Raw genomic sequence first — 26,211 nt, forward strand, 5'->3', positions numbered from 1 at the left:
GCATGTGGCCCAGCTTCGATTGCTGCGCGCATTCCTGCACCACCCGCACCCACGATTACAACGTCGTATTCGTAGTGATGAACCTTTGGCTTTGTGCTCAATTTATTTATTTTCCTTTTGGGATTTTTGTTTTATGAAGCAGGGCAGAACGAAGGCAATAGGTTTGCCGGTGAACCAGCAGGGCATGGATCAAAGGTGAAAACCACCAATGTGCCTAGCACGATAAGGGCTGCGCAAATTGCCCAAAGAGCAATCACGAGAGCTTTGCGAAGGCCTTCGCGCGAGGTGTAGTCATTCACAATTGTGCGCATGCCGTTGGTTCCGTGAATCAAAGCAAGCCAGAGCATCAATAGATCCCAGACTTGCCAGAACGGGTCAGACCACTTGCCGCCAACAAATGCAAAGTCAATTGCCTTGATGCCTTCACCCAAAAACAGGTTCGTGAAAAGGTGGCCGAAAATCAGAATTACTAGAACCACACCAGATGCACGCATGTACATCCAGCCGTACTTCTCAAAGTTGGCTTGCTTGCGATTGCGCGGGCTACGAGGTTGTTCGATTACAACTGACATGGTGTTCTCCTACCAACCAAATACGTGAGACAGGTGACGAGGAGCAAATCCGAGGAACAACACTGCTGAGATGATGACAACTACCCACCACATGACGTTCTGGTATTTGACGCCCTTGCGCCAGAAGTCGATCAAGATCACACGCACACCGTTTAGGGCGTGGTACAAAATTGCGGCTACCAAACCAAGCTCGGCCAGGCCGATGATTGGAGTCTTGTAGGTGCCGATCACGGCGTTGTAGGCCTCAGGGCTCAGACGAACCAAAGCGGTGTCAAGCACGTGAACAAGCAGAAAAAAGAAAATGGCCACACCGGTAATACGGTGCAAAACCCATGACCACATACCGACTTTTCCGCGGTACAGGGTGCCTGCAGGCATAGATGGCAAGAATATCCTCCTCGATACGGATTTTTCACAAACCTCTAAAAGTCTATGCCTGTTCTGCTTGTGCCCTCGCCCAAACCCAGGCATTGGGCTAGGGTTTTTTACATATGTCTAATAATCGAGCTCCAATCGACCGCTTTTTCAGCGTCATTCCTGCCGGTGGCATCGGCAGTCGACTTTGGCCACTGTCACGCGCCTCGGCCCCTAAGTTTTTGCACGACCTAACCGGTTCGGGGCAAACCTTGCTTCAAGACACCTGGGATCGCCTGGTGCCAATCGCCGGAAAAGATCGCATCTTGGTGGTCACCGGCAAGGTGCACAAGTCGGCGGTGCTAGAGCAGATCGAAGATCTTTCAACCGACAACCTAGTTCTCGAACTTTCTCCAAAAGACTCAACCGCTGCAATCGCCTTGGCCGCAGCCATTCTGATGAAGCGCGAACCAGACGTAATCATTGGCTCTTTTGCAGCCGATCACGTGATCACCGAGGATGTTGCATTTCAGGCGGCCGTGCACGAGGCAGTGGCTGTAGCGGCCACTGGCAAGATCGTGACTATTGGAATTGCACCGACTGAGCCATCCGTAGGTTTTGGCTATATAAAGGTAGGGGAGTCGCTGGATGTGGCGCGCGCCCCGAGTGCCAAGCACGTAGTGAACTTCGTTGAGAAGCCAAACATGGCGAATGCCCGTCTTTACGTGCAATCTGGCGAATACCTTTGGAATGCCGGCATGTTTATTGCCCCAGCGTCGTTGCTATTGCAGCAGGTTGAAAAGTCCGAACCGGCTCTTTATGAGTCATTGATGAAAATTGCCGATGCTTGGGATACCGACGACCGCAAGGTTGTGCTGGAAAAGACCTGGCCGAGCCTAAAGAAGATCGCCATCGACTATTCGGTTGCCGAACCTGCCGCCGAGGCTGGTCTGGTGGCCGTTGTTCCGGCCACATTTAGCTGGCACGACGTGGGTGACTTTGCAGCGATTGCCGAATTGCAGTCGCAGGGCCGTCGCGACAACCTAGCGGTGCTGGGTAATGCGCGAGTTTTGGCCGATTCATCGAGTGGCATTTTGGTGAGCGACACCGATCGCTTGATTGCACTGATTGGTGTCGAAGACATCATTGTGGTTGACACCCCGGATGCGCTTTTGGTGACTACCAAAGAACACGCGCAGCGAGTAAAGAGCTTGGTGGATGTTCTTAAAGCCACGGGTCACTCAGACATTCTCTAAGTTCAACCTTCATGCTCAACTTGAGCGATATGTAACGGCTCGGTTAAATATTCGTTCTAACCGCATACTTTCGCTTTCCAATTTTTTATCCGGTCTAGGCTGACTTCTGTAGCGACTGATGAAAGCCATTGGTCGTTTTTCAGGAGGAAATTAAGTGAAGATTTCACACCCAGTTTTCAAGGGCCTAGCAGTTGCAGCAATTGCAGCACTAACCCTTGCAGGTTGTGCCTCAGCTCCGGCCGAGCCAACCGTTACTCCAATTGACTACAAGGCGTGCATGGTTTCAGACGCCGGTGGTTTCAATGACGCATCTTTCAACCAGGAAGCATACGCAGGTCTAAAGCAAGCTGAAACTGAGCTTGGCGTGAAGATTGCATCAGTTGAGTCTCCAGAGAAGGCAACTCAGACTGACTATGTTTCTGGTCTTGACTCAATGGTTGGCGAGGGCTGTAACCTCATCATCACCGTTGGTTTTGCACTTGCAACCGCAACTCGCGATGCAGCAAAGACTCACCCAGACGTGAACTTCGCAATCATCGACTCAGCACTCTCAAACGATGACTACTCACCGTTGTCATTGCCAAACGTAAAGCCAATTCAGTACGACACCGCTGAAGCTGCTTACCTAGCTGGTTACCTTGCTGCTGCAAAGAGCAAGACCGGCAAGGTTGCAACCTACGGTGGAATGTTGTTCCCATCTGTAACCATCTTCATGGATGGCTTCAAGCAGGGTGTTGACGCTTACAACGCTGCAAAGGGAACCAAGATTAAGGTTCTTGGAGCCGACGGCACCGACAGCTCGAAGTGGGCTGCAACCGGTGACTTCAACGACCAGGCAAAGGGCAAGACTCTTACCGAAGGTTTCTTCTCACAGGGTGCAGACATCGTTCTTCCTGTAGCAGGCCCAGTTGGTATTGGTTCAGGTCAGGCAACTCTTGACAAGCCAGGCACTCTAGTAATCGGTGTTGACTCTGACTGGTTCGGTCTTGCAACTCACGCTGCTTACAAGGCAAACATCTTGACGTCAATCGAGAAGAAGATGGCTAAGGCTGTTCTTGAAGTTATCAAGACCGGTGTTGACGGCGCATTCGCTGGTGGCGACGCTAACCAGTACGTTGGCAATCTAGCCAACGGTGGCGTGCAGATCTCAGCACAGCACGACGTTGCTTACCCAGATGGCATCCAAGCAGAGCTAGACGCTCTAAAGGCTGACATCATCTCGGGCAAGGTTGTTGTTAACTCGATCTACAAGAAGTAATTGCTATAAAAAAATAAAACCGGGGAGCGCGCTTAGGCGTACTCCCCGGTTTTATTTTCTTCGGTCTGGTTAGACTGAAATCAAGTTGCTCGCAAGAGCATGAGAACTGAACGAGGCAAAGCAATGAAGCTGGAACTGCGTGGTATCACCAAGCGCTTCGGCACCATGACCGCCAATGACCATGTGAACCTAATTGCCGAACCAGGGCAGATTCACTGTTTGGTTGGCGAAAATGGCGCAGGCAAGTCAACGTTGATGAACGTTATTTTTGGTTTGTATCAAGCCGATGGCGGCGAGATTTTGATTGACGACAAGCTCGTCAAATTTTCTGGACCCGGCGATGCAATGGCCGCCGGAATTGGCATGGTGCACCAGCACTTTATGTTGATTCCAGTTTTCACAGTTGCTGAAAACGTAATTCTTGGCCACGAACCAACTAAGTTCGGCACCGTTCTGGATATTAAAAAAGCACGCGAGCGAGTTCTAGATATTTCAAAACGATTTGGATTTGAAGTTGACCCAGACGCCTTGGTTGGTGACTTGCCAGTAGGCGTGCAGCAGCGCGTTGAAATTATCAAGGCTCTGATGAGCGATGCGCAAATTTTGATTTTTGATGAACCAACTGCGGTTCTCACTCCTCAAGAAACCGATGAGCTAATGGTCATCATGAAGCAGCTTCGCGATGAAGGCAAGTCAATTGTTTTCATCACGCACAAGCTGCGTGAGGTTAAAGAAGTAGCCGACAAAATCACTGTGATTCGTTTGGGCAAAGTTGTTGGTGAAGCAAAGCCAACCGCCTCGGCTAATGAACTTGCTTCGATGATGGTAGGCCGTGAGGTTGACCTTGACGTTAATAAAGCCGCCGCAAAACCTGGCAAGCCTTTGTTTAAAGTGGCCGGGCTTTCTGCCTGGGATCACGCAGGCAGCAAGGTGCTCGACGACATCAACTTTGAAATTCACGAAGGCGAAATTCTGGTTATTGCTGGAGTCCAAGGCAATGGTCAGACCGAACTAACCGAAGCAATCATTGGCATGCACGGCAAAACCATTGGTTCTATTGAGCTTGATGGCCGTGAACTTATTGGCAAAAACGTAAAGCAGGTTCTCGACCTAGGTGTTGGATTTGTGCCTGAAGACCGCACCGAAGATGGGCTGGTTGCCGATTTTACGATTGCCGAGAACCTAATGCTCGACCGCAGCGATCGCAAACCTTTTGTAAAGGGCCTAAATCTGCAGCTTGATTTCTTGAAGAAATTCGCAGCCGAAAAAATCGCCGAATATGACGTGCGCGCACAGGGCATTGAATCTAAAGCTTCCCAACTGTCTGGTGGAAACCAGCAGAAGGTAGTTTTGGCGCGAGAGCTTTCACGAGAACTTCGTTTGCTCGTTGCGTCGCAGCCAACTCGAGGTCTTGATGTTGGATCCATTGAATTCGTTCACGAAAAGATTGTCGCCACTCGCGACAGCGGAATTCCGGTTTTGATTGTTGCTACTGAACTTGATGAAGCAGCTCAACTAGGCGACCGCATTGCGGTTATGTACCGCGGCAAAATCGTTGGCATTGTGCCTTCGGATACTCCGCGAGCGACCCTGGGGCAAATGATGGCGGGAATTAGCGCATGAAAAAGGCATTCCGAGAAATCGTGAATGGCAACATCTGGTTGTCATTTCTAGCAGTCGTTGCCTCGTTTATAGTGGGCGGAATCCTCATCGCGTTTTCGAGCGAGACCGTGCAAACCACAGCCACCTATCTAACAGCTCGACCAACTGACTTCATTAGTGCTGTTTGGAATGCAGTGTTTGGCGCCTATGACGCAATGTTCCGCGGAGCTGTTTTCAATTACAAGGCCGACAACCTAACCTTCATGATTCGCCCAATCACTGAGACACTTGCCTACGCAACTCCGATTGTGATGTCGGGTCTCGGTTTGGCGGTGGCGTTTAAATCTGGGTTGTTCAACATTGGCGCAGCGGGTCAAATTGTGTTTGGTGCCATGTTTGCCGGTTGGGTAGCAATTTTTGTTGACCTGCCTGGCTACATTCACTTTCCAATCGCATTGCTTGCCGGCATCTTGGGCGGTGCCCTTTGGGGAGCATTAGCCGGTTTTCTAAAAGCAGCCACCGGCGCAAACGAAGTGATTGTCACGATCATGTTCAACTACATTGCGATTTTGTTGCTCGGTTATCTTTTAAAGACTCCGGTGCTTAAGGCTCCAGGGTCGGTTAACCCAATTTCTCCACCGGTTCACGACAGCGCAAAATATGCTCTTTTGATGGGCGACCAATTTAGAGTGCACGCTGGTTTGATCGCCATGTTGATTGCAGTGGTGTTCGTTTGGTGGTTGCTAAACCGTTCTTCAATTGGTTTTCAATTTCGAGCACTTGGTCACAACCCAAATGCCGCAAAGGTAGCCGGCATCAACATTGGTGCCACCACTGTTTTGGTAATGGCAGTATCCGGAGCGCTTTCTGGCCTAGCTGGCACATCGCAGATTATGGGTACTGAAAAGTTCTTGACGCTGGGTGTTGCCGCAAGCTTTGGTTTTGACGCTATTACAGTTGCGCTGCTTGGCCGCTCAAACCCTTGGGGCGTGCTGATGGCAGGCATTTTGTTTGGTGGCCTTCGCGCCGGAGCGGTGACGATGCAAGCCAACCAGGGTGTTCCAATTGACATTGTCTTGGTGGTGCAATCGATGATCGTTTTGTTCATCGCGGCCCCACCTCTGGTTCGGTCGATGTTCAGAATTAAGCCACAGAAGGAGGACGCAAAGTGAAGCAAAGCAAACGCACACCAATTTCACTTCTAGTGCTCACCCTGTTGGGGCTTTGGATGCTGGTTTCAGCCCCAGCCATTGACACCACAATCAAGATTTCAACCGACAGCGATATTTTCAAGATTGCCGAATTCGGTTTGAATGCTCAGTTGGTTAGCGCGATTGCTTTCGCGTTCCAACTATTGGCAACGGGTTACTCAAGTTTCTTTGTGCTGGTTCGCAAGCACAAAACCCCACGCTTCGTGGTCTTGGTTTTTGGCCTCGCGCTAGTCGTTGAAATTATGATTTTGCTTTTTGCGGGCAAGACCATGACCATCACCTCGCTGTTGCAGGGCTCGCTTGCTTTGGCAGTGCCGCTGATTTTTGGTTCCCTTGCCGGTGTTCTAAGTGAGCGCGTGGGTGTGGTCAACATCGCCATCGAAGGTCAATTGCTTGCCGGTGCCTTCATCTCGGCGCTTGTGGCATCACTTTCGGCCAACATGTACCTCGGTCTAATCGGAGCCATCATTGCCGGTGCCTTGGTTTCATGGGTGCTTGCGGTGTTCAGCATTAAGTACATCGTTGACCAAATCATTGTTGGTGTTGTGTTGAACGTGCTTGTGGTTGGCGTTACCAACTTCCTGTTCAGCACTCTGATGGTTAGCAACCTCACAGTGTTTAACCAGCCGCCAAGATTTGAAAAGATCCTGATTCCATTGCTTGGTCAAATTCCGGTAATTGGTCCAGTGCTGTTCAACCAAACTTTGATCGTCTACTTGATGTATCTATCGGTAGCTGGAATTTGGTTTGCCTTGTTCAAGACCCGTTGGGGTCTGCGGTTGCGCGCGGTTGGAGAGTATCCAAAGGCAGCAGACACCGTGGGCATCAAGGTTTTCCGCACTCGATACATCAGCGTGATCATCGGTGGCGCGTTCGCTGGTTTGGGCGGTGCGTTCTTCACCCTGGGCCAAGTTGGCTCATTCGGCAAGGAGATGACTAACGGTGCGGGCTACATCGCGCTCGCAGCCTTGATCTTCGGTCGATGGAACCCTATTTATGCAGCATTTGCTGGTTTGCTCTTTGGCTTTGCGCAGAACTTGCAATATGGCCTGGCCATCATCGGTTCACCTGTGCCAAGCGAATTCTTGTTGATGCTGCCTTACGCGCTAACCGTGATTGCGGTGGCTGGTTTGGTTGGCAAGGTAACCGGCCCAGCTGCATCTGGCAAAGCATACATAAAGAGTTAGGCAAACATGTCTGAAATAAACTGGGATGCCCTGCGAGCCAAAGCAAACGCGGCGATGAAGAAGGCCTACGTGCCCTATTCAAAATTTCCCGTGGGTGCCGCTGCAATCACCGAAGATGGTCGAGTTGTCTCGGGTTGCAACATTGAAAACGCTTCTTACGGCTTAACCCTGTGTGCAGAGTGTTCGCTAGTGAGTGACTTATTTGCCACCGGTGGCGGGCGCTTGATTGCTTTCACCTGCGTAGATGCCCACGGCAATGTGCTGATGCCTTGCGGTCGCTGCCGTCAGCTTTTATTTGAACACTCTGCCGAAGTAATGTTGCTCGAAACCGTTTCTGGAATCAAAACCATAAATCAGGTAATTCCTGATGCTTTTGGTCCGCGTGATCTTGAAGAAAGAAAGTAATGGCATCGTTCTCTGCACCAGAACTTATCGTCATCAAACGTGACAAGGGTGAACTCAGCACCGAACAAATCAATTGGTTGGTAGCAAACTACACCAGAGGTGCAGTTGCCGATGAACAAATGTCGGCACTGGCCATGGCCATTTTGCTAAATGGCATGAACCGTCGCGAAATTCGTGACCTAACCATGGCAATGATTGCTTCGGGCGAAAAGCTCAACTACGACGACCTTGGTGTTGCAACTGCCGACAAGCACTCAACCGGTGGTGTCGGTGACAAAATCACTTTGCCACTTGCTCCTTTGGTTGCTGTGTTTGGTGTTGCAGTGCCACAGCTTTCAGGTCGCGGGCTAGGTCACACCGGTGGCACGCTCGACAAGCTTGAATCAATCCCCGGATGGCGTGCCTCGCTATCCAATGAAGAATTTCACAAACAGCTAGCCGAAGTTGGTGCGGTAATTTGCGCAGCTGGTTCAGGTTTGGCCCCGGCTGATCGCAAACTTTATTCACTGCGGGATGTCACCGGAACCGTCGAGGCTATTCCTCTGATTGCTAGCTCAATCATGTCTAAGAAGATTGCCGAAGGCACAAAGTCTTTGGTGCTCGACGTAAAGGTGGGTTCAGGTGCCTTTATGAAAGACATTGAGCGTGCCCGCGAGCTAGCCACCGTAATGGTGCAGCTTGGCCAGGATGCCGGAGTAAACACCACGGCTTTGCTCACCGATATGTCGACACCACTTGGTCTGCAAATCGGAAACGCCCTCGAGGTAAAAGAGTCGGTTGAGGTTCTTGCTGGTGGCGGCCCTGCCGATGTTGTGCAACTAACTGTTGAGCTAGCCACCGAGATGCTTCGCCTTTCGGGTAAGACCGATGTTGATGTGGCGGCTGCCCTTAACGATGGCCGAGCTATGGATAAATGGCGCCAAATGATTTCGGCACAGAGTGGCAACCCAGATGCGCCGTTGCCAGTGGCCAAGGAGCAACACGTGATATTGGCCCCGGCAGATGGAATGCTGAGCCACCTTGATGCCCTGCAGGTGGGCACCGCGTCTTGGCGTTTGGGCGCTGGGCGCGCACGCAAAGAGGATCCGGTTCAAGCTGGCGCTGGCATCACGCTGCATGCACAGGTTGGCCAGCGTGTCACCGGCGGGCAACCACTCATGACTTTGCACACCGATGAGCCGGCGAGATTCGAGGGCGCGCTAGCAGCTCTTGAAGGTTCATTTAAGATTGAGGTTTCAGGCAAGCCATCCGAGCGCCAAATTGTGCTCGAGCGAATCAACGGCTAAACCACCAAGAGAGGCACCACCATGGCTAACTTCGACATTCGTTCACTGCCGAAGATTTCGTTGCACGATCACCTTGATGGTGGCCTGCGCCCTCAAACCATTATTGAGTTGGCTGATGAAATTGGCCTTGAGTTGCCGGCAGATAACGCCAAAGATCTAAAGCGTTGGTTCGAGAAGTCAGCCGACTCTGGTTCATTGGTGGAGTACCTAAAAACTTTCGATGTGACCACTGCAGTGATGCAGACCAAAGAACAACTTGCCCGAGTGGCTCGTGAATTTGTTTTGGATCTTGCCAACGATGGTGTTGTCTATGGCGAAATTCGCTGGGCACCCGAGCAGCACCTAACCCGCGGCTTGTCACTTGATGAAGCCGTTGAAGCAGTTCAGGATGGCCTGGAGCAGGGCATGGATCTAGTTGATGAGCAGGGCGGATTCATTCGCACCGGTCAATTGGTAACCGCAATGCGTCACGCCGACCGCGGTCTTGAAATTGCCGAGCTTGCAGTTCGCCACCGCAATAATGGTGTGGTTGGTTTTGACATCGCAGGTGCCGAAAAAGGCTTCTTGCCAAGCCGCCACAAGTTGGCTTTTGATTACCTAGCCGAAGAACTTTTTCCGGTCACTATTCACGCAGGTGAAGCCGATGGCATCGAGAGCATCAAGGATGCAATCGTTTCCGGTCGCGCTCTTCGCCTTGGTCATGGTGTGCGCTTGATTGAAGACATCATGTTTAGTCGCACCGAGGGCGACACCGATTTGGTTGTGCTTGGCCCAGTGGCCGAGTGGGTGCACGACCGCGGCATCGCACTTGAGTGTTCACCCTCTTCAAACTTGCAGACTGGTGCTATCGAAATGCTTGGCGACAAAATGACCGACCACCCAATCGATGTGCTTTACGACCTTGGCTTCAAGGTGACCGTAAACACTGACAACCGTTTGATGAGCGGCACTACGCTGACTCGCGAACTCGAGCTCTTGGTTGATGCCTTTGGTTACAACCTTGCTGACTTGGAGTTGTTCCAGGTGAATGCCGCAGAGGCAAGTTTTCAGGCCATCGATGACCGCGAAGAGCTAATTGAATTAATCTCGGATGGTTTCGCCGAGGCATCTAAGTAAAAATGCGTTTTCCGGTGCTGGCGCAAAGTATTGCCGAGGGGGCAATTCGAGTTGGCGCCATTGCACTTGATCGTGAGCACGCCGTTGAGATGTCTGGCGAGCTGCTTGTGGCTTCGGGGCGCACCACCCCGGCCTACACCGAAGAAATGGTAGCCGTGCTTGAAACGCATGGCCCTTACATCGTGATTGCGCCAGGCATCGCGCTGGCGCACTCTAAACCCTCGGATTTAGTTATTGAAACGGGCCTTAGTTTGCTCACCTTGGCAGAACCTGTGGTCTTTGGTAACGCTGCAAATGACCCCGTTTCGCTGCTAATCGGCTTGGCTGCTTTTGATCATGATTCGCACATGGACATGATGAAAGAGCTTGCAGACGCACTTTCGGATCAACAGTTTGTGAATTCTCTGTTAAATGCGGGGGATACCGAAGAGATCAGGCAGTTGCTCTAGCCCCATAGGTAAGAATGGGGTTATGAAGATTATTGCCGTATGTGGGATGGGCATCGGCACGTCTGTTTTGCTAAAAATGAATGCTGAAAAAGTTTTGCGTCAAATGGGGATTGACGCGACTGTTGAAGCAACTGACATGAAGACAGCGCGTGAATCGCGGGATGCCCAAATTATTTTGACTACACCCGATTTGGTGTCACTGATCGAGGATTCACCTGCAGAGGTAATTACCATCGATCACTTTTTTGATTTAGAAGAAATCACCGAGAAGCTCTCGGCAGCTCTGCTCTAATTCGCTGAGCAGTTGCTTCGCTTCAACTTCTGAATCACCAATCGCCTGCAGGTAGCACTTGAGTTTTGGCTCTGTGCCCGATGGGCGAATGATTACTCGACGGCCATCACTTAGGTCAAAGCGCAAGCCATCCGTGGCAGCTAATTTTTCATTCGCAACACTTAGGTCGGTGAACTGCACGCCGGTGCCAGCAAGTGAAATTGGTGGGTTGGCGCGCAAGCCGGCCATCGCCGATTTAATCAAGACGAGGTCGGCAACGCGAATCGAAATTTGGCCAGTTGCATAGTGGCCATAAAGTCGCCCCAGCTCGTTGAGTTGATCGGCAATGGTTTTGCCGGCACTTGCCAAATCGCAAGCGATGGCCGCCACAATCAAAGCCGCCGAGATGCCGTCTTTGTCGGGAGTGTGCTGCGGATCAACGCAGTAGCCCAGAGCCTCTTCGTAACCGAACACTAGGTTTGGAACTTTTGAAATCCATTTAAAACCGGTGAGGGTCTCGCGGTAATCAAGTTTGAAGTGATCAGCAACTTTGCTTAGCGCCGACGAAGAAACAATTGAACAAGCTAGTGTTCCGCTGTTGCCAAGTGCGGCGGTTTTGCGTGCCATCTCGTGGCCCAACAACAAACCGATTTCATCACCGGTGAGGCGACGCCAACCTTCGGGGCTGGTGGCATCGGGAATGCCGACGGCCAAACGATCGGCGTCTGGGTCATTGGCAAGAATCAAGTCGGCATTCACTTCGCGGGCTTTCGCAAAGCTAAGGTCCATTGCTCCCGGTTCTTCGGGGTTTGGAAAAGCCACGGTTGGAAAAGTGCCGTCAGGTAGCAGTTGTCGATCAACCGTGATTGGTTGAGGCAGGCCGACCGCAGCGAAAACTTCTTTGATTACATGCCAACCAACGCCGTGCATTGCGGTGTAAACAATTTTGAGCGCTTCGCCATTGTGCAGTTCGTTGGCGAGCCCAGCCGTTTCGGCAACATAGGCCTGGCGCAATTCATCGCCGATAATTTCGAAGTCGTCGCTCTTGTGTATCTCATCAAATGTTTGGTTCGAAGCTACGGATGAAATCTCGGCTGCTATTTGCTTATCGGTCGGCGAAACAATCTGCGAACCACCATTAGCGCCGCCAAGGTAAACCTTGTATCCGTTATCGCGCGGCGGGTTGTGCGATGCGGTCACCATTACTGCCGCGGATGTGCCCAGGTGCTTTCCTGCGAATGCCAACACCGGAGTCGGCACCACGCCATCAAATAACAGAGTGCGAATTCCAGCCCCAGCAAAGATGGCGGCAGAATCTCGAGCAAACACAGCACTGTTAATTCGGCCATCAAAGCCAATCACTATGCTCGGCTCACCGCTGCTGTCATTGGCAAGTAAAAACTTTGCAATGCCGGCTGCGGTTTGTGCCACCAATACGCGGTTCATGCGATTTGGCCCTGCACCAAGTTCGCCACGCAACCCTGCGGTGCCAAATTCGAGGCGGGTATTCATGCGGGCAGCAATGCCAGCTTCGTCGCCGGCGGCTATCAAACTAATTAGTTCGTGCCGGGTTTCTTTATCTGGGTCTTGTGCGGCCCATGCCTTTGCAGCTGCTAGAAGTTCAGAATTCATTTTTAAATCTTTGCGATGATCTGTGCCAGCAACGCACTGATGCGCACTTCGGCGTCTTTGCCTGCTTGCAAAACCTCAGCGTGGCTCAGTGGCTCTTTTTGAATTCCAGCAGCCAAGTTGGTGATTAGTGAAAGACCAAGAATTTCCATTCCGGATTCGCGGGCGGCGATTGCCTCAAGCGCAGTTGACATACCCACGATGTGCCCGCCAATGTGCTTGGCCATTTGAACTTCAGCAGGAGTCTCATAGTGCGGTCCGCGGAATTGGCAGTAGACACCATCATCCAAAGTGGCATCGACTTCGCGAGCAACTGCACGAAGTCTTGAAGAGTAAAGATCGGTTAGGTCAACAAAAGTTGCACCTTCGAGTGGGCTTGAAGCAGTGAGGTTGATGTGATCGCTGATTAAAACCGGTGTGCCAGGTTTCCAAGTTTCTTTGATGCCACCGGCACCATTGGTGAGAATCATGGTTTTTGCCCCGGTCGCGGCGGCAGTGCGCACACCGTGAACTACTCGGCGCACTCCGTGGCCTTCATAAAAGTGAGTGCGGGCACCAAGCACCAATGCGAATTTTCCGTTAGGCAATTTGATCGAACGAATACTGGCTACGTGGCCGGCTACCGCTGGAGCAGAGAATCCTGGGATGTCTGTGGCTGGCACTGTGGCAACTGTTTCACCTATCAGATCGGCAGCTTTGGCCCATCCGGAGCCCAACGTCAATGCAATATCGTGATTGGCCACGCCGGTGAGTCGAGCGATGGCTGCGGCCGCCTCGGCTGCTATTTCAAAGGGATTCGACGATGAATTCTCTAAAGGGTTCTGCATGTCTCGAGTCTAGTTCTTTGCTTTTTGTTTGCTTTTGGCTGGCAGAATGAAACAGTGAGCAAATCTGCAGCAACACCAGAAACCCCGGCAACTTCACCATCGGCACCCCAGCGAGTGCCGCACCACATCGTGATTATCGGTGGTGGCCCTGGCGGTTATGAAGCAGCTTTAGCCGGTCGTCAGCTCGGAGCAGACGTCACGCTGATTGAACGCAACGGTATTGGTGGCGCCGCGGTGCTCACCGATGTGGTTCCTTCGAAGACTTTAATTGCCACCGCGGATGCCGCACAGCGCGTTGCTAATTCAGGCGCATTGGGCGTAAAGCTTTCGTTTGCTGGCCAGCACATCAAACCAAAAATTGAAATCGACTTGGCTGCAGTAAACCGTCGATTGCTAGATCTTGCCGAGGATCAGTCTTCGGATATGTTGCAGCAGCTCATCGAATCTGGTGTGCGAGTGATTCATGGCAGCGCGCGACTTGACGGCAACCACCACGTGGTTATCGATGCTATTGAAGACGGCAAGAGCGAACGCCTTGAGGCAAAGACCATCATCATCGCTGTTGGTGCTCACCCTCGACAGCTGCCCGCTGCAAAACCAGATGGCGAAAGAATTTTCACCTGGACTCAGCTTTATAACTTGCAAGAGTTGCCAGAGCACATGATTGTGGTTGGTTCTGGAGTCACGGGCGCGGAGTTTGCATCGGCTTATCGCGGTCTTGGTTCAGAAGTTTCGCTAATTTCTAGCCGCGACAAAGTGTTGCCGGGCAACGACGAAGACGCCGCAGATTTGATTGAACATGTGTTCCGCCGCAACGGAATCAACATTTATAGCCAGACTCGCGCCGACAAAGTTGTCAACACCGGCGACGGAGTAGAAGTGACTCTGGCCGACGGCTCAGTTATTAAGGGATCGCACTGTTTGATGGCGGTTGGTGGAATTCCAAATACCGCTGGCCTTGGTCTAGAAGAAGCTGGCGTAATTCTCACCGAGTCGGGACACATCGAAGTAAACAAGGTTGCCCGCACCTCACGCGCAAACGTCTACGCGGTTGGTGACTGCACCACTTTCTTGCCACTTGCTTCGGTTTCTGCAATGCAGGGTCGCACCGCTGTGTTTCACACCATGGGTGACGTGGCTGCGCCAACCGAACTTCGCAACGTTGCATCAAACGTTTTCACTGCGCCAGAAATTGCATCGGTTGGTTGGGGCGAAAAAGACATTAAAGAAGGCCGCGTTCGTGGCCACGTGGTGAAGTTGGCATTGAACGCCAACCCACGCGCAAAAATGCTGGGCATCGAAGACGGTTTCGTAAAATTGATTTGTTCTTCAGGCGGAACCGTGATTGGTGGCGTTATTGCGGCACCGCGTGCTTCTGACTTGATTCACCCAATTGCTATTGCAATTGAAAACCGTTTGACTGTGGATGAAGTGGCGAAGACCTTTACGGTGTACCCGTCACTCTCTGGCAGCATCAGCGATGCGGCTCGTGCGCTGCACTCGCCAAGTTACTAAGAGTTTTTAGAAACTCGAATTATTCGAGTTCGAGCAAAACTGTTCCAGCAGGAACTGTTTCACCAACCACTGCGGTAATTGACTTGATGGTTCCAGCCTTATGGGCGTTCATAGGCTGTTCCATCTTCATAGCCTCAAGCACAACAACCAAGTCGCCCTCTTGCACGCTGTCACCAACGGCAACCGCAACCTTAACCACGGTTGACTGCATCGGTGCCTTGATTGAGTTGCCAGTGCCAGCGCCAGCTGTTGCGTGTGAGTGAGTCTTGCGTTTTGGTGCGTGACCAACTGCAGGGCCGCCAGCGCCACCGCCGGTTAGCAAACGCTTTGGCAATGAAATCTCAACGCGCTTGCCGCCAACTTCAACAACAACGTTGTTTCGTTCTGCAGGCTCCGCGGCCGGGTCTGCAACGCCACTCCATGCAGGAATGTCGTTGTTCCACTCGGTCTCGATCCAGCGAGTGTAAATTCCAAACTTGTTAGCGGCGTGGTCGCCGATAAATGCTGGGTCGTTCACAATCTTGCGGTGGAATGGCAGCACTGTTGGTAAACCAGCAACTTCCATTTCGGAAAGCGCACGACGTGAACGCGCCAACGCCTCTTCGCGAGTCGCGCCGGTGACAATAAGTTTTGCAATCATCGAGTCAAATGAACCGCTAATGACGTCGCCAGATTCAACACCGGTGTCAACACGAACACCAGGGCCAGATGGCGCTTTGAACACATGAACTGGACCAGGCGCCGGCATAAAGTTGCGACCGGCGTCCTCGCCGTTGATGCGGAACTCGAAAGAGTGGCCCTTGATGGCTGGGTCGGCGTAGTCCAGCACGCCTCCTTCAGCTAGGCGAAACTGCTCACGCACAAGGTCAAGACCGGTGACTTCTTCGGATACCGGGTGCTCAACCTGCAAGCGAGTGTTGACCTCGAGGAATGAAATGGTTCCGTCTTGGGCAACCAAGAATTCACAGGTGCCTGCACCCTGGTAGCCAACTTCTTTAAGAATCGCTTTTGAAGATTCGTATAGTCGGCGGTTCTGCTCATCGGTCAAGAACGGAGCCGGAGCTTCTTCAACAAGTTTTTGGTGGCGACGCTGCAGTGAGCAGTCACGGGTAGAAACAACTACTACGTTGCCGTAGGCATCTGCCAAACACTGAGTCTCAACGTGGCGAGGCTTCTCAAGGTATTTTTCAACGAAACATTCACCGCGACCAAACGCTGCAATTGCTTCACGAGTTGCCGATTCAAAAAGTTCTGCAACTTCTTCTTCTTTATATGCAACTTTGATTCCACGGCCACCGCCACCAAATGCTGCCTTAATCGCAACCGGCAAACCGTGCTGAGCCACGAACTGCAAAACTTCTTCGGCACCCGACACAGGGTCGAGGGTTCCTGGGGCTAGGGGAGCACCGGCCTTTTCGGCAACGTGACGTGCTGAAACCTTGTCACCAAGCTGTTCGATTGCCTTGGGTGATGGGCCAATCCAAATCATTCCGGCGTCAATCACGGCCTGAGCAAACGCAGCGTTTTCTGCCAAGAAACCGTATCCGGGGTGAACTGCGTTGGCGCCTGACTTCTTAGCCACCGCCAAGATCTTCTCGATAACCAAGTAAGTTTCTGGGCCGGTGGTGCCGTGCAGCGCATAGGCCTCGTCTGCCAGCTTCACGTGCATTGCATCGCGGTCTTGATCTGCATAAACCGCAACTGAGGCGATTCCTGAGTCTTTAGCGGCTCGAATAATGCGAACTGCAATTTCGCCACGGTTAGCAATGAGAACTTTGGTGATCTTGGCTGAAGTCATAATGCCCAAGCCTATTGGCTAAAAACACCGATTTATTGGCGTTGAATCACAAAAAATTCACGAAACTACTGTGAGAACACACACCGCGAGCTTCGGATGGGTCAGCGGTTCCAAAGTGAGGTGTACTCAACGCCAAGGCCACGCACCAATTCGCGCAGGGTTGGCAGGCTCAAACCGATCACGGTGTGGGCATCGCCCTCGATCGATCGCAAGAATGCTCCGCCAAGGCCATCGATGGTGAACGCTCCGGCAACTTTGAGTGGTTCACCGGTAGCAACGTAGGCATCGACCTCTCGATCGGTTAGATCGGCAAAGTGAACAATCGAACTCGAAACTCGACCTGCTGCGGGTGCGGCTACGCCTGGCTGAGGTTCGCGGTTGTCAATCAACCAGTGGCCTGAATAGAGAGTTCCGGCACGGCCTCGCATCGAAAGCCAACGCGCCTTCGCAACTTCTGGTTCGTGTGGCTTGCCAAGTGCTTCGCCATCGAACTCAAGCGATGAGTCACAGCCGATAATCAAAGCGCCGCGGGCATCCGGGTGGTCAATCACTGCCTCTGCCTTAGCCTTGGCCAAAACATGCACCATCTCGGCGGTTGAATTAATTAGCCCCATGGATGTCGCGCGCTCGGCGACAGCATCTTCGTCAACGCCAGGTGAAATGGTGGTGGGTTCGATGCCACCGGCGCGCAAAAGCGCAAGCCGAGCTGGAGAGGTTGAGGCGAGCACAAGTCTGGTCACTCGCTCAGTCTGCCAGAGAACAAACAGCCCAGGTCGCAGGTTGCGGCGCAAGGTAACCTCTAATGGTGAGTAAAACAACAAACTGGGTCGGCCAGAATCTTGAACTAACCATTGAGAAGGTTGCCCATGGCGGCATCTTCGTTGCGCGTCACGATGGCCGTGTGGTGTTTGTGTCCCACGTTTTGCCTGGCGAAGTTGTGAAGGCTGTGGTTTATGAAGACCGCGGCGGTTCATTCTGCCGCGCCGAACCAACCGAAATTTTGCAGGCTTCGCCTGATCGCGTGAAGCACTTTTGGAAGCAGGCTGGCCCTGGTGGTGCCGGTGGCGCCGAGTTTGGCCACATTTCACTAAAGCGTCAGCGGGAACTAAAAGCCGATGTACTCCAAGAAGCTTTGTCGCGCATGGCTGGCATCGACATGCGTGTGCCGGTTGAAGCGGCGCCTGGCGACGACGAAGCCAATGGTTTGGGCTACCGCACCCGCGTGCAACTGCACGTTGACGAGGCTGGCACCGTTGGCCCTTACCGCGAGCGCAGCCACGAAGTGGTTAAGGTTCGCGACTTGCCACTTGCGGTTGAAGAAATTCGCGAACTCGAATTTCAGAACAAGAATTTTCAAGACGTAAAGAAGATCGAAGTAGCAGCTTCAAGTTCTGGTCAGGTGCAATGGCGCATCGACAAGAAACTCAAGGGCGACGAGCGTTTGATTGAACGCGCCGCCGGCCGCACATTCAGAATTTCTGGTGGCGGTTTCTGGCAAGTTCACAAGAAGGCCGCCGATGTATTGACCAGTGCGGTCATTGAAATGCTTAGCGCTGCTGGTTTTGCGAAGGATGCCGACAACCTTGACCTCTATGGCGGAGTTGGACTATTCACTGGCGCTCTGGCAGGCAAATTCGGCAAAGACATTCGCATGACCTCGGTTGAGTCGTTCAAACAGGCCACCGAAGATGCAACCTTGAACCTAGCCGACTTGCCAAAGGTGAAAGCAATTTGTTCTGCGGTCGAGCGCTTCTTGAACGAACGAGTCGGTGCCGTCAAAAAGTCCGGCGTCACTGATGACCAAGCGACAATTGTGATTGATCCGCCACGCTCGGGTGCCGGTGCAAAGGTGGTTGACCAATTGATCACCCTGAACCCGAAGCACATCGTTTATGTTGCCTGTGACCCAGTAGCTCTTGCGCGTGATCTAAAGCCACTTTTGGCTGGCGGCTATGCGCTCAAAGACATTCGTGCATTTGACTTGTTTCCGCACACCCACCACGTTGAGGCAGTAGCAAGCTTGGTGCGAAAGTAAGTTCATGGCTTCATTGCTCACCGACAAAGAAATTAAGGTTGCGATCGTTGACGATCACGAAGCAATCAGAGTTGGCTTCAAGGGTGCGTGTCAAGAATATGGTTTGAAATTGGTTGCATCTGCGGCCACGGTGCAAGAGCTTTTAGATTCAGACAAAATCGCTGATTGCGAAGTTGTGGTTCTCGATCTTTCACTTGCCGATGGCTCAATCGTCACCGATAACGTGCAAGCACTCCTCAAGACAGGCGCCGAAGTGGTGATCTTCAGCATCGGAGATAAGAAAAACATGGTGCGAGCAGCCTTGCGCGCTGGCGCAGCGGCACTGGTTCGCAAGTCGCAAAGCATGGAGGAGTTGGCTAGGACCATTCGCCTAATAGCCACCGGGCTCGTGGTGAACAACACCGAGACTTCCGCAGTAATTGATGCCGATACCCAATTTAAAGACGAAGCCAACCTTTCACCTCGTGAGCGCGAGGTTCTTTCTCTTTATGCATCTGGTTTTGCTCTAAAGCAGGTTGCAACTGAGTTGGATATTTCAATCAGCACGGCAAAAGAACACATCGATCGTGTGCGCGCAAAGTATTCGGGCGTGGGCCGAACTGCATCAACCAAAACTGATCTGCTGATTCGTGCAATCGAAGACGGCATCATCGAAGAAAGTTCAATGTAATGCAGCCTTCGGTAAAGACCGAGTTGTTTATTGCCCAGCAAACTTCTTCATATGCGGTAAACCGTGTTGCTCGACTAACAGCCAGGGCATTCTCGATTGGTCTTTTACTTTCGGGTGCCGAAACTTTGCTAAATGCTTTTTCGCAGTTGCCGCATTTGAATACCGTTCCTACTTTGATTGCTATGGCGCTTTTAGCGCTTAGCCAATTACTAATTTTTGCCACAGCATGGTTTGCGCCTGAATACAATTGGGCCCTAACTTCGTATGCGTTGGTGGTTGCTGGCATTTTGTTGTTTTGGCACGTGCAGGTGCCAGCTGACCAGCCTTTGCCAGAAGGATTTCAGCCTTGGGTCTGGTGGGCTTTGGGGGCGGCGAGCCTATCCGCGGCGCTTTCAATGCCATTGATTTATGGGGCATCGTATTTGGTGTTGCAACCGATTGCCTGGTTTCTGATTCACATTGCAGATTTTGGCGGTGCCGCAAGTTTTCAGCGCGCTACGCAGGATGCCGTTTATACATTTTTGTGGAGCGCTTGCTTCTCGATGCTTCTTTTGTTTCTTAGGTATGAGGCGCGCAAGGTTGACCTCGCAAACGAGCAGATGGTTGCGGCCAAAACCCGCGCGGCACAGATTGATGCCATCGAACAAGAGCGTGCCCGAGTAGATGCACTAATTCACGACAAAGTTTTGACCACTTTGTTAGTTGCGGCCAATGCGGAAACCAAACAAAAATTTGAACACGCCCGCAGTCTGGCGAGGCAAGCACTGTCAGCGCTCAAAGAAGCAAAATCTGAAACCGATGAGTCAGATGAAGCAATCACCAGTTATTCGCTTTTTGGAGTGCTTTTCGATCGCTACCGCCGAGATGATTCTGAATTTGCGTTTAGCGAAACCGGTGCCAGCGACTTGAATGTTCCCAAAGCTGTTGTTGCTGCCCTTGCTGAAGCCACCCTTCAGGCCGCAGAGAATTCCTTGGTGCATGCAGGGCCAAATGTGCAACGTTCTATTTCGGTTCGCGGCACTGCGAAGAAAATTAAAATTGTGATCAAAGACGACGGTCGCGGTTTTCGTGTCTCGCGAATCCCAAAAAATCGCCTTGGCGTGAGAATGTCAATTATCAAACGCATGGAGTCGGCGGGCGGTCGCGCCGTTATTGACTCGGCACCAGGCCGAGGCACATCAGTGATCTTGGAGTGGACCGCTAAATGAGAACCCTCCCGCGAATTTACATCACAGTCTCAGCTGGCTTGTTTGGCCTGTACCCGGTTTATCTGGCTATTAGCAACCTGCACCAGATCGAAGACTTAAGCTGGACGTCCCTCACGGTAGTGCTTTATGTTTCTGTAATTTTGCCAAGCGTCAGCGCCTTTAGAACACTAAAGATGCCGGCGGCTCTTGCGCTATTCAATTTATTCGTGGCACTAGTGATTCCGCTGGTGATGTTCCCAACTATTCCAACTTCTTTGGCAGGCGGATATTCAACCTGGTTTGTGGGTGCACTTAGCTGCTTGATAGCGGCAACTGCTTTTAGATTGCACGGCATCATCGCCACCCTTATGGCGATTACTTTGTTGGTTCAAATCATCATGTGGGGTGGCGTTGGAGTTCTGGCAAATACCGGCGCGATTGGAACAGTCATTTATTTGGCAGCAGGATTGTTGATGGCTGCGGGTTTGCGCAGCACCGGGCGCGACTCTGAACAGCACAACAACGAAACTGTGCGCATTGCTGCCGAAACAGCTTTCAAGACTGCGACCCGCACCGAGCGTCAACGACGAGTCGATAAGGCACTTCGCAAAGCCCAGCCGCTGCTGATGCAAATTTCAAAATCAACTAAACCTTTGTCGGCTGTAGATCGCATCGAGGCCCGAAAACTCGAGGCATCGCTGCGAGACGACATTCGCGGCCAAGACCTAATCAGCCCAGCCGTGCGCAAAGCAGTAGATGCTGCTCGCAGCCGTGGAATCGATGTCACGCTATTGGATGAGGGCGGTTTGCAAGACTTGCCCGATGACGACCGCAAGCGCATTTTGCGCCAAGTGGCATCCGCGGTAAACAAAGTTGAAACCGGTCGAATCACTGTGCGTGCACCTCAGGGCGAAGCCTGGAATGTAACTGTTATGGCCACTCGCTCTGGCGTGGCAAAGCCAGATATCTGGCTGAAACTTAAATGAAGAAGAGCGGCCCGAAAGCCGCTCTTCATAGTCCCCATTCAGGCTTTCGCCTGACCCCAAAATGTTGCGGCATTTCCCCTGATGAAGCCACAACACTTAGCACTTCAAGTATCGTTTGGGATTGGGAACATAAGGTGCGAAATCGGGTCCCCTCTTTGGGGGACAAAAGGTAACGATTTTGTTCATGCTTGTGCGAGAGGCTTTGGCCTTAGTTGAGTCCGTTGCGGTAGGCACCGCGCCACTGGCCAGCGCCAGGCACAATTCCATGTCGCAGTTGGGCTGAGTTGCGAGACCAGGTGGACTTGAGTGGCCGCTCGTAGCCATCCGAGGCCGCTTCTTCTTCGGCCCGGGCAGCTTCGAGAACGGCGATGATGGTGGCCAGTTCTTCAGGCGTAGGCTCGCCACGAACCACCTGCAATAGCTCTTGCAGTTCTTTGTCTTCGCCCTTGGGCGCCAAGTGTTTAGCGCTCATTAAAGTGGAATGTTTCCGTGCTTTTTTGGTGGCAAATTAGAGCGCTTGGTGCGCAGGGCACGCATTGCCTTAATCACCTGGATTCGAGTAGCGCTTGGCTCGATGATTCCATCAAGTTCGCCACGCTCGGCAGCTAAGAATGGTGAAGCAACGTTGTAGGTGTATTCGGCGGCAAGCTTTGCTCGAACTGCGGCAACATCCATTCCTGCTTCTTCGGCTTTTTTAATTTGGTCGCGGAACAAAATGTTGACCGCACCCTGGCCACCCATCACGGCGATCTCTGCGGTTGGCCAAGCAAGGTTGATGTCTGCGCCCAACTGCTTTGAGCCCATAACGATGTATGCGCCTCCATAGGCTTTGCGAGTGATGACTGTTACAAGTGGCACGGTTGCTTCTGCATATGCGTAAAGCAACTTTGCACCGCGGCGGATAACTCCGGCCCACTCTTGATCGGTGCCGGGTAGGTAGCCTGGCACGTCTACCAAAGTGAGAATTGGAATCGAGAACGCATCACAGAATCGAACAAAGCGAGCTGCTTTTTCACCAGCCTCGATATTCAAGGTGCCTGCCATCTGTTGTGGTTGGTTTGCAACGATGCCAACGCTGCGTCCATCAATGCGAGCAAATCCAATCAAAATGTTTGGCGCAAACAAAGGCTGCACTTCAAGGAATTCTGCTCCATCAACAATGCCCTCGATAACGGTGTGCATGTCATAAGGCTGGTTTGGTGAGTCAGGAATGATGGTGTCGAGTTTTAGGTCGGCATCGGTGATTTCAAGTTCACCCTCAGGCGCGTAGACCACGGTTTCTGACAAGTTGTTTTCTGGAAGGTAGCTCAACAGAGAGCGCGCGTAGTCGATTGCGTCAACTTCATCGTCGGCTAGGTAGTGCGCTACACCCGAACGCTCGTTGTGAGTGCGAGCACCACCGAGCTCTTCCATTCCCACGTCTTCGCCGGTCACGGTTTTGATTACGTCTGGGCCGGTGACAAACATGTTTGAGGTCTTATCAACCATGATTACAAAGTCAGTCAGCGCCGGTGAGTAAACCGCGCCACCGGCAGCAGGGCCCATGATGATCGAGATCTGCGGAATCACACCAGAAGCCATGGTGTTGCGCTTAAAGATTTCTCCGTACTTTCCAAGAGCAATAACGCCCTCTTGAATACGCGCGCCTCCAGAGTCAAGAATTCCGATGATTGGCACACCGGTAGCAATAGCTAGGTCCATCACCTTGATGATTTTGTTTCCGGCAGCTTCACCAAGTGAGCCACCAAAAATTGTGAAGTCCTGTGAGAACAAGGCAACTTGACGACCGTGGATGGTGCCTACACCGGTGACTACTGCGTCACCGTAAGGACGCTTGGCATCCATGCCGAATGCGGTTGAACGGTGGCGAACGTATTCGTCTAGCTCGACGAATGAACCTGGGTCTAGCAGCATCTCGATGCGCTCACGAGCCGTGTTCTTGCCTTTTGCGTGTTGCTTGGCAATTGCATTTTCACCGGCAGCAGTGACCGCCTCGTGATAACGCTCGCGCAAATCAGCCAGTTTGCCCTTGGTGGTGGCAATGTCTGGGTTTAGGCGAATGGCTGACGTAAAGGTGTTCTCAAAGGTCATGAAAATCACTCTACCTAGTGGTTTGCCTCATTTTGTTGAAGGGTTCCTACTGCGAATTGCTTATTTGACTGGTGAAAACCTACAGGCGCTACCCTGTAGACATGGAGTTTCCAAATGCCAGCAAATTAGCCAAGCACTTTCAATTCGTTGAAGAAACTGGTTCGACCAATACCGATTTAGTGGATCAAGCCGCCAACCTGCCTGATTTCTCGGTTCTCGTTGCCGGATTCCAGTCTGGTGGCAGAGGTCGTTCTGGACGTCAGTGGGAGGCGCCTGCGGGAAGCTCACTTTTTGTGTCGGTACTGCTAAAGCCGAAGGATTTATCCCCGGCAAAAATGTCTTGGCTACCATTGCTTGCCGGATTGGCAATTAGCAAAGCGCTAAATGAACTTCAACTTGAGAAGCGTGCTTCGCTTAAGTGGCCAAACGATGTGCTGATTGAACAAAATAAAATTTCTGGAGTGCTCAGTGAGTTGGTATCTGATTTGAGTGGCGTGGTGATTGGCGCTGGAATCAACATCAAGCAAAAACAAGCCGAACTGCCAATCGAAAATGCCACCTCGCTGAAAATTGAGTTGGGCCGCGCACCTCGTCACGACAAGGTACTTGCTCTATACCTAAAGCACCTGCGTGATTTGTATGACTCATTCGTGATTCACCGCGGCGATGCTGTTTTGAGTGGGTTGCGCTATCAAGTGATGAATAATTGCCAGACTCTAGGTTTGCGCGTGAAGGCAATCCTGCCTGGCAACAAAGAGGTTATTGGCGAAGCAGTTGGCATTGATGACAGTGGCCGGTTGATTCTTTTGCCAGACGGTGCAAAATCTGTGATGGCCGTGGCTGCCGGCGATATTGTGCACCTGCGCCACAATTAAGCAGATGAGTTTCCTAGCCGACACCCGAATTGCAAAACTGCGACCACGCTTGTCGCAAATGTTTTGGCCCAACGTGGCACTTTTCTTTGCAGTTTTTGTGGTTTCATTTTTTGCCGGTCGATTCACCGAGCAATGGCAAAACCTTGTGGTGTGGATTTCTTGTGGCACCTTTGCTTTCTTGTTTTGGTTTTTGCCGCTGATTAGATATGCAACTACATATCTTGAAATCACCACCACGCGAGTGGTTAGTCGCTCAGGGCTTTTTGGCCAACACCGCCAAGAAATCAAAATCGCCGACATCTCTCGAGTTGAATTAGCTAAAAGGCGCGCTTTCACAATTGAGGTAAACGGGCAGGAACCCCTTGTAATCACAGGGATTCCGAACCACAAAACCGTAGCTTTAGAAATTGACCGCCTAGCTGCGTCAATATAGAACTTCTTGATTTGATTTGGAGCCGCAGATGAGCCAGCAGAACCCAGCCACTTTAAAGGTGGGCGCAATTGGTGGCGGCCAGTTGGCAAGAATGATGACTGTGCCGGCAATCAACCTGGCAATCGACTTCAAAGTGCTTGCCGAAGCTGAAGGCTCTTCGGCTGCATTAGCCGCAACTCAAGTTGGCGACTACAACCAACTCGATGTAGTTCGCGAATTCGCGGGCACAGTCGACGTTATTACTTTTGATCACGAGCACGTGCCGATGGCGGTGCTCGAACCTCTCGAGGCTGCCGGTGTAAATGTGCAGCCACCAAGCAATGCTCTGGCGTTTGCTCAAAACAAATTGCACATGCGTCAAAAACTCGGTGCACTCGGTTTGCCGATGCCTGACTGGGCCCAAATTGAAGATGCCCATACTTTGGATGCGTTTATCAACGCGCACGGCGGAGTTGCAATTTTGAAAACTCCAATCGGTGGATACGACGGCAAAGGTGTGCGCGTAGTCAAGTCATCCGAGGATGCCGCTGATTGGCTGAATAATTTGGCGGCCTATGGCGGTAGCTTGTTGGCCGAAGAAAAAGTTGACTTTGTTCGAGAGTTAGCCCAGTTGAGTGCTCGTCGCCCGAGTGGCGAGTTTGCTGCCTGGCCATTGGTGCAGACGATTCAAGAAAACGGCGTTTGTTCAGTTGTGCTTGCGCCGGCACCAAATGCTAGCGAATCGGTGCTCGAGCAAACTGCGCAAATTGCAAAGTCGGTTGCCGAAGGTTTGGGTGTGACCGGCGTGCTTGCCGTTGAGCTATTTGAGGCACGAGACGGTCGAATTTTGATTAATGAACTGGCGATGCGCCCGCACAACTCGGGCCACTTCACCATTGAGGGTTCGGTCACCAGCCAATTTGAGCAGCACCTTCGTGCAGTCTTGGATTTGCCGTTGGGTTCAACCGAAATGCGAGCTACTCACGCCGTGATGGTGAACCTCTTAGGTGTTGACGATAAAAACAACTTCGTGCAGGCTTACCCGGCGGCTTTGGTGGCGCACCCAACCGTGAAGATTCACACCTATGGCAAGGGTGCCCGCGCGGGCCGCAAGATGGGCCACATCACCGTGGTTGGTGACTCTGCCGAGGCAATTTTGGCTGAAGCCAAGGGCGCTGCAGCCGTTTTGCTACGGGGATAATTCACCCGCTTAGGTAAA

At 52.0% G+C, this 26,211-nt stretch carries 26 protein-coding genes; 18 read left to right on the top strand and 8 right to left on the bottom strand.

Annotated elements, in window-relative coordinates; genetic code table 11:
* Window positions 1-131: 131 nt before the first annotated feature.
* Both sdhD and sdhC read right to left on the bottom strand, forming a co-directional pair.
* Window positions 132-572 (bottom strand): succinate dehydrogenase, hydrophobic membrane anchor protein, encoded by a 441-nt coding sequence (sdhD, locus tag Q0L28_RS05475; RefSeq protein WP_296632684.1) that lies wholly within the window; start codon window positions 570-572, stop codon window positions 132-134.
* Between the two features lie 9 nt (window positions 573-581).
* Window positions 582-950, bottom strand: coding sequence for a succinate dehydrogenase, cytochrome b556 subunit (gene sdhC / locus Q0L28_RS05480; RefSeq protein ID WP_296632687.1), 369 nt, complete (start codon window positions 948-950; stop codon window positions 582-584).
* Window positions 951-1,063: 113 nt separating this feature from the next.
* Between sdhC and Q0L28_RS05485 the strand changes: the two genes are divergently transcribed.
* The 10 genes from Q0L28_RS05485 to Q0L28_RS05530 all read left to right on the top strand — a co-directional run bounded on the left by Q0L28_RS05485 (window position 1,064) and on the right by Q0L28_RS05530 (window position 10,988).
* Window positions 1,064-2,182 carry a mannose-1-phosphate guanylyltransferase gene (locus Q0L28_RS05485; RefSeq protein ID WP_296632690.1) on the top strand — a complete coding sequence of 373 codons (1,119 nt, stop codon included), beginning with the start codon at window positions 1,064-1,066 and terminating at the stop codon, window positions 2,180-2,182.
* A 154-nt stretch (window positions 2,183-2,336) separates the two neighbouring features.
* A complete protein-coding gene (locus tag Q0L28_RS05490; protein WP_296632693.1) occupies window positions 2,337-3,440 on the top strand; it encodes a BMP family ABC transporter substrate-binding protein in 1,104 nt (367 codons plus the stop codon).
* Between the two features lie 123 nt (window positions 3,441-3,563).
* Complete coding sequence (locus Q0L28_RS05495; RefSeq protein ID WP_296632696.1) at window positions 3,564-5,063, top strand: ABC transporter ATP-binding protein; 1,500 nt, start codon at window positions 3,564-3,566, stop codon at window positions 5,061-5,063.
* Window positions 5,060-6,214: an ABC transporter permease gene (locus Q0L28_RS05500; RefSeq protein ID WP_296632698.1), complete on the top strand. Its 1,155-nt coding sequence runs from the start codon at window positions 5,060-5,062 to the stop codon at window positions 6,212-6,214. Before Q0L28_RS05495 ends, Q0L28_RS05500 begins: the two co-directional genes overlap by 4 nt.
* The gene (locus tag Q0L28_RS05505; protein WP_296632700.1) at window positions 6,211-7,440 is read left to right on the top strand and encodes an ABC transporter permease; all 1,230 of its coding nucleotides are present in this window, start codon (window positions 6,211-6,213) and stop codon (window positions 7,438-7,440) included. Before Q0L28_RS05500 ends, Q0L28_RS05505 begins: the two co-directional genes overlap by 4 nt.
* Window positions 7,441-7,446: 6 nt before the next feature.
* The gene (locus tag Q0L28_RS05510; RefSeq protein WP_296632703.1) at window positions 7,447-7,845 is read left to right on the top strand and encodes a cytidine deaminase; all 399 of its coding nucleotides are present in this window, start codon (window positions 7,447-7,449) and stop codon (window positions 7,843-7,845) included.
* Entirely contained in the window at window positions 7,845-9,131 is a 1,287-nt protein-coding gene (locus Q0L28_RS05515; protein ID WP_296632706.1) for a thymidine phosphorylase, read from the top strand. Before Q0L28_RS05510 ends, Q0L28_RS05515 begins: the two co-directional genes overlap by 1 nt.
* 21 nt (window positions 9,132-9,152) lie before the next feature.
* Window positions 9,153-10,247 carry an adenosine deaminase gene (locus Q0L28_RS05520; RefSeq protein WP_296632708.1) on the top strand — a complete coding sequence of 365 codons (1,095 nt, stop codon included), beginning with the start codon at window positions 9,153-9,155 and terminating at the stop codon, window positions 10,245-10,247.
* 2 nt (window positions 10,248-10,249) lie between these two features.
* Window positions 10,250-10,696: a PTS sugar transporter subunit IIA gene (locus Q0L28_RS05525; protein ID WP_296632712.1), complete on the top strand. Its 447-nt coding sequence runs from the start codon at window positions 10,250-10,252 to the stop codon at window positions 10,694-10,696.
* A gap of 22 nt (window positions 10,697-10,718) precedes the next feature.
* On the top strand, window positions 10,719-10,988 hold the full coding sequence (locus tag Q0L28_RS05530; protein WP_296632715.1) for a PTS sugar transporter subunit IIB: 270 nt from the start codon (window positions 10,719-10,721) through the stop codon (window positions 10,986-10,988).
* Here Q0L28_RS05530 and Q0L28_RS05535 read toward each other — a convergent pair.
* Both Q0L28_RS05535 and Q0L28_RS05540 read right to left on the bottom strand, forming a co-directional pair.
* Window positions 10,947-12,599, bottom strand: coding sequence for a phospho-sugar mutase (locus tag Q0L28_RS05535; protein WP_296632718.1), 1,653 nt, complete (start codon window positions 12,597-12,599; stop codon window positions 10,947-10,949). The genes Q0L28_RS05530 and Q0L28_RS05535 overlap by 42 nt on opposite strands.
* 2 nt (window positions 12,600-12,601) lie before the next feature.
* A complete protein-coding gene (locus tag Q0L28_RS05540; protein WP_296632721.1) occupies window positions 12,602-13,423 on the bottom strand; it encodes a purine-nucleoside phosphorylase in 822 nt (273 codons plus the stop codon).
* Window positions 13,424-13,537: 114 nt separating this feature from the next.
* Between Q0L28_RS05540 and Q0L28_RS05545 the strand changes: the two genes are divergently transcribed.
* Complete coding sequence (locus Q0L28_RS05545; RefSeq protein ID WP_296632855.1) at window positions 13,538-14,938, top strand: NAD(P)H-quinone dehydrogenase; 1,401 nt, start codon at window positions 13,538-13,540, stop codon at window positions 14,936-14,938.
* Between the two features lie 19 nt (window positions 14,939-14,957).
* Here Q0L28_RS05545 and Q0L28_RS05550 read toward each other — a convergent pair whose 3' ends face one another.
* Both Q0L28_RS05550 and Q0L28_RS05555 read right to left on the bottom strand, forming a co-directional pair.
* On the bottom strand, window positions 14,958-16,736 hold the full coding sequence (locus tag Q0L28_RS05550; RefSeq protein ID WP_296632722.1) for a biotin carboxylase N-terminal domain-containing protein: 1,779 nt from the start codon (window positions 16,734-16,736) through the stop codon (window positions 14,958-14,960).
* Window positions 16,737-16,837: 101 nt separating this feature from the next.
* Window positions 16,838-17,476, bottom strand: coding sequence for a nucleoside triphosphate pyrophosphatase (locus Q0L28_RS05555; RefSeq protein ID WP_296632725.1), 639 nt, complete (start codon window positions 17,474-17,476; stop codon window positions 16,838-16,840).
* Window positions 17,477-17,541: 65 nt separating this feature from the next.
* Between Q0L28_RS05555 and Q0L28_RS05560 the strand changes: the two genes are divergently transcribed.
* Genes Q0L28_RS05560 through Q0L28_RS05575 form a run of 4 tightly spaced genes read left to right on the top strand, consistent with a single transcriptional unit; the run spans window position 17,542 to window position 21,614 of the window.
* Window positions 17,542-18,771 (top strand): TRAM domain-containing protein, encoded by a 1,230-nt coding sequence (locus Q0L28_RS05560; RefSeq protein WP_296632727.1) that lies wholly within the window; start codon window positions 17,542-17,544, stop codon window positions 18,769-18,771.
* A 4-nt stretch (window positions 18,772-18,775) separates the two neighbouring features.
* The gene (locus Q0L28_RS05565) at window positions 18,776-19,441 is read left to right on the top strand and encodes a response regulator transcription factor (RefSeq protein ID WP_296632731.1); all 666 of its coding nucleotides are present in this window, start codon (window positions 18,776-18,778) and stop codon (window positions 19,439-19,441) included.
* Window positions 19,441-20,649, top strand: a complete 1,209-nt coding sequence (locus Q0L28_RS05570; RefSeq protein ID WP_296632734.1) for an ATP-binding protein — start codon at window positions 19,441-19,443, stop codon at window positions 20,647-20,649. Before Q0L28_RS05565 ends, Q0L28_RS05570 begins: the two co-directional genes overlap by 1 nt.
* A complete protein-coding gene (locus tag Q0L28_RS05575) occupies window positions 20,646-21,614 on the top strand; it encodes a hypothetical protein (protein ID WP_296632738.1) in 969 nt (322 codons plus the stop codon). Before Q0L28_RS05570 ends, Q0L28_RS05575 begins: the two co-directional genes overlap by 4 nt.
* A gap of 208 nt (window positions 21,615-21,822) precedes the next feature.
* Here Q0L28_RS05575 and Q0L28_RS05580 read toward each other — a convergent pair whose 3' ends face one another.
* Both Q0L28_RS05580 and Q0L28_RS05585 read right to left on the bottom strand, forming a co-directional pair.
* On the bottom strand, window positions 21,823-22,086 hold the full coding sequence (locus Q0L28_RS05580) for an acyl-CoA carboxylase subunit epsilon (RefSeq protein WP_296632740.1): 264 nt from the start codon (window positions 22,084-22,086) through the stop codon (window positions 21,823-21,825).
* Complete coding sequence (locus tag Q0L28_RS05585) at window positions 22,086-23,705, bottom strand: acyl-CoA carboxylase subunit beta (RefSeq protein WP_296632743.1); 1,620 nt, start codon at window positions 23,703-23,705, stop codon at window positions 22,086-22,088. The genes Q0L28_RS05580 and Q0L28_RS05585 overlap by 1 nt, the downstream gene beginning before the upstream one ends.
* A 101-nt stretch (window positions 23,706-23,806) precedes the next feature.
* On the opposite strand from Q0L28_RS05585, the gene Q0L28_RS05590 reads away from it, so the two are divergent.
* The 3 genes from Q0L28_RS05590 to Q0L28_RS05600 are packed head-to-tail and all read left to right on the top strand — an operon-like array spanning window position 23,807 to window position 26,193.
* Window positions 23,807-24,580 carry a biotin--[acetyl-CoA-carboxylase] ligase gene (locus tag Q0L28_RS05590; RefSeq protein ID WP_296632746.1) on the top strand — a complete coding sequence of 258 codons (774 nt, stop codon included), beginning with the start codon at window positions 23,807-23,809 and terminating at the stop codon, window positions 24,578-24,580.
* Window positions 24,581-24,584: 4 nt separating this feature from the next.
* Entirely contained in the window at window positions 24,585-25,013 is a 429-nt protein-coding gene (locus Q0L28_RS05595; protein ID WP_296632749.1) for a PH domain-containing protein, read from the top strand.
* A gap of 28 nt (window positions 25,014-25,041) precedes the next feature.
* Complete coding sequence (locus Q0L28_RS05600) at window positions 25,042-26,193, top strand: 5-(carboxyamino)imidazole ribonucleotide synthase (protein WP_296632752.1); 1,152 nt, start codon at window positions 25,042-25,044, stop codon at window positions 26,191-26,193.
* Window positions 26,194-26,211 lie beyond the last annotated feature (18 nt).

Origin of the sequence: Rhodoluna sp. (assembly GCF_024639375.1) — a bacterium.
Taxonomy (GTDB): Bacteria; Actinomycetota; Actinomycetes; order Actinomycetales; family Microbacteriaceae; genus Rhodoluna.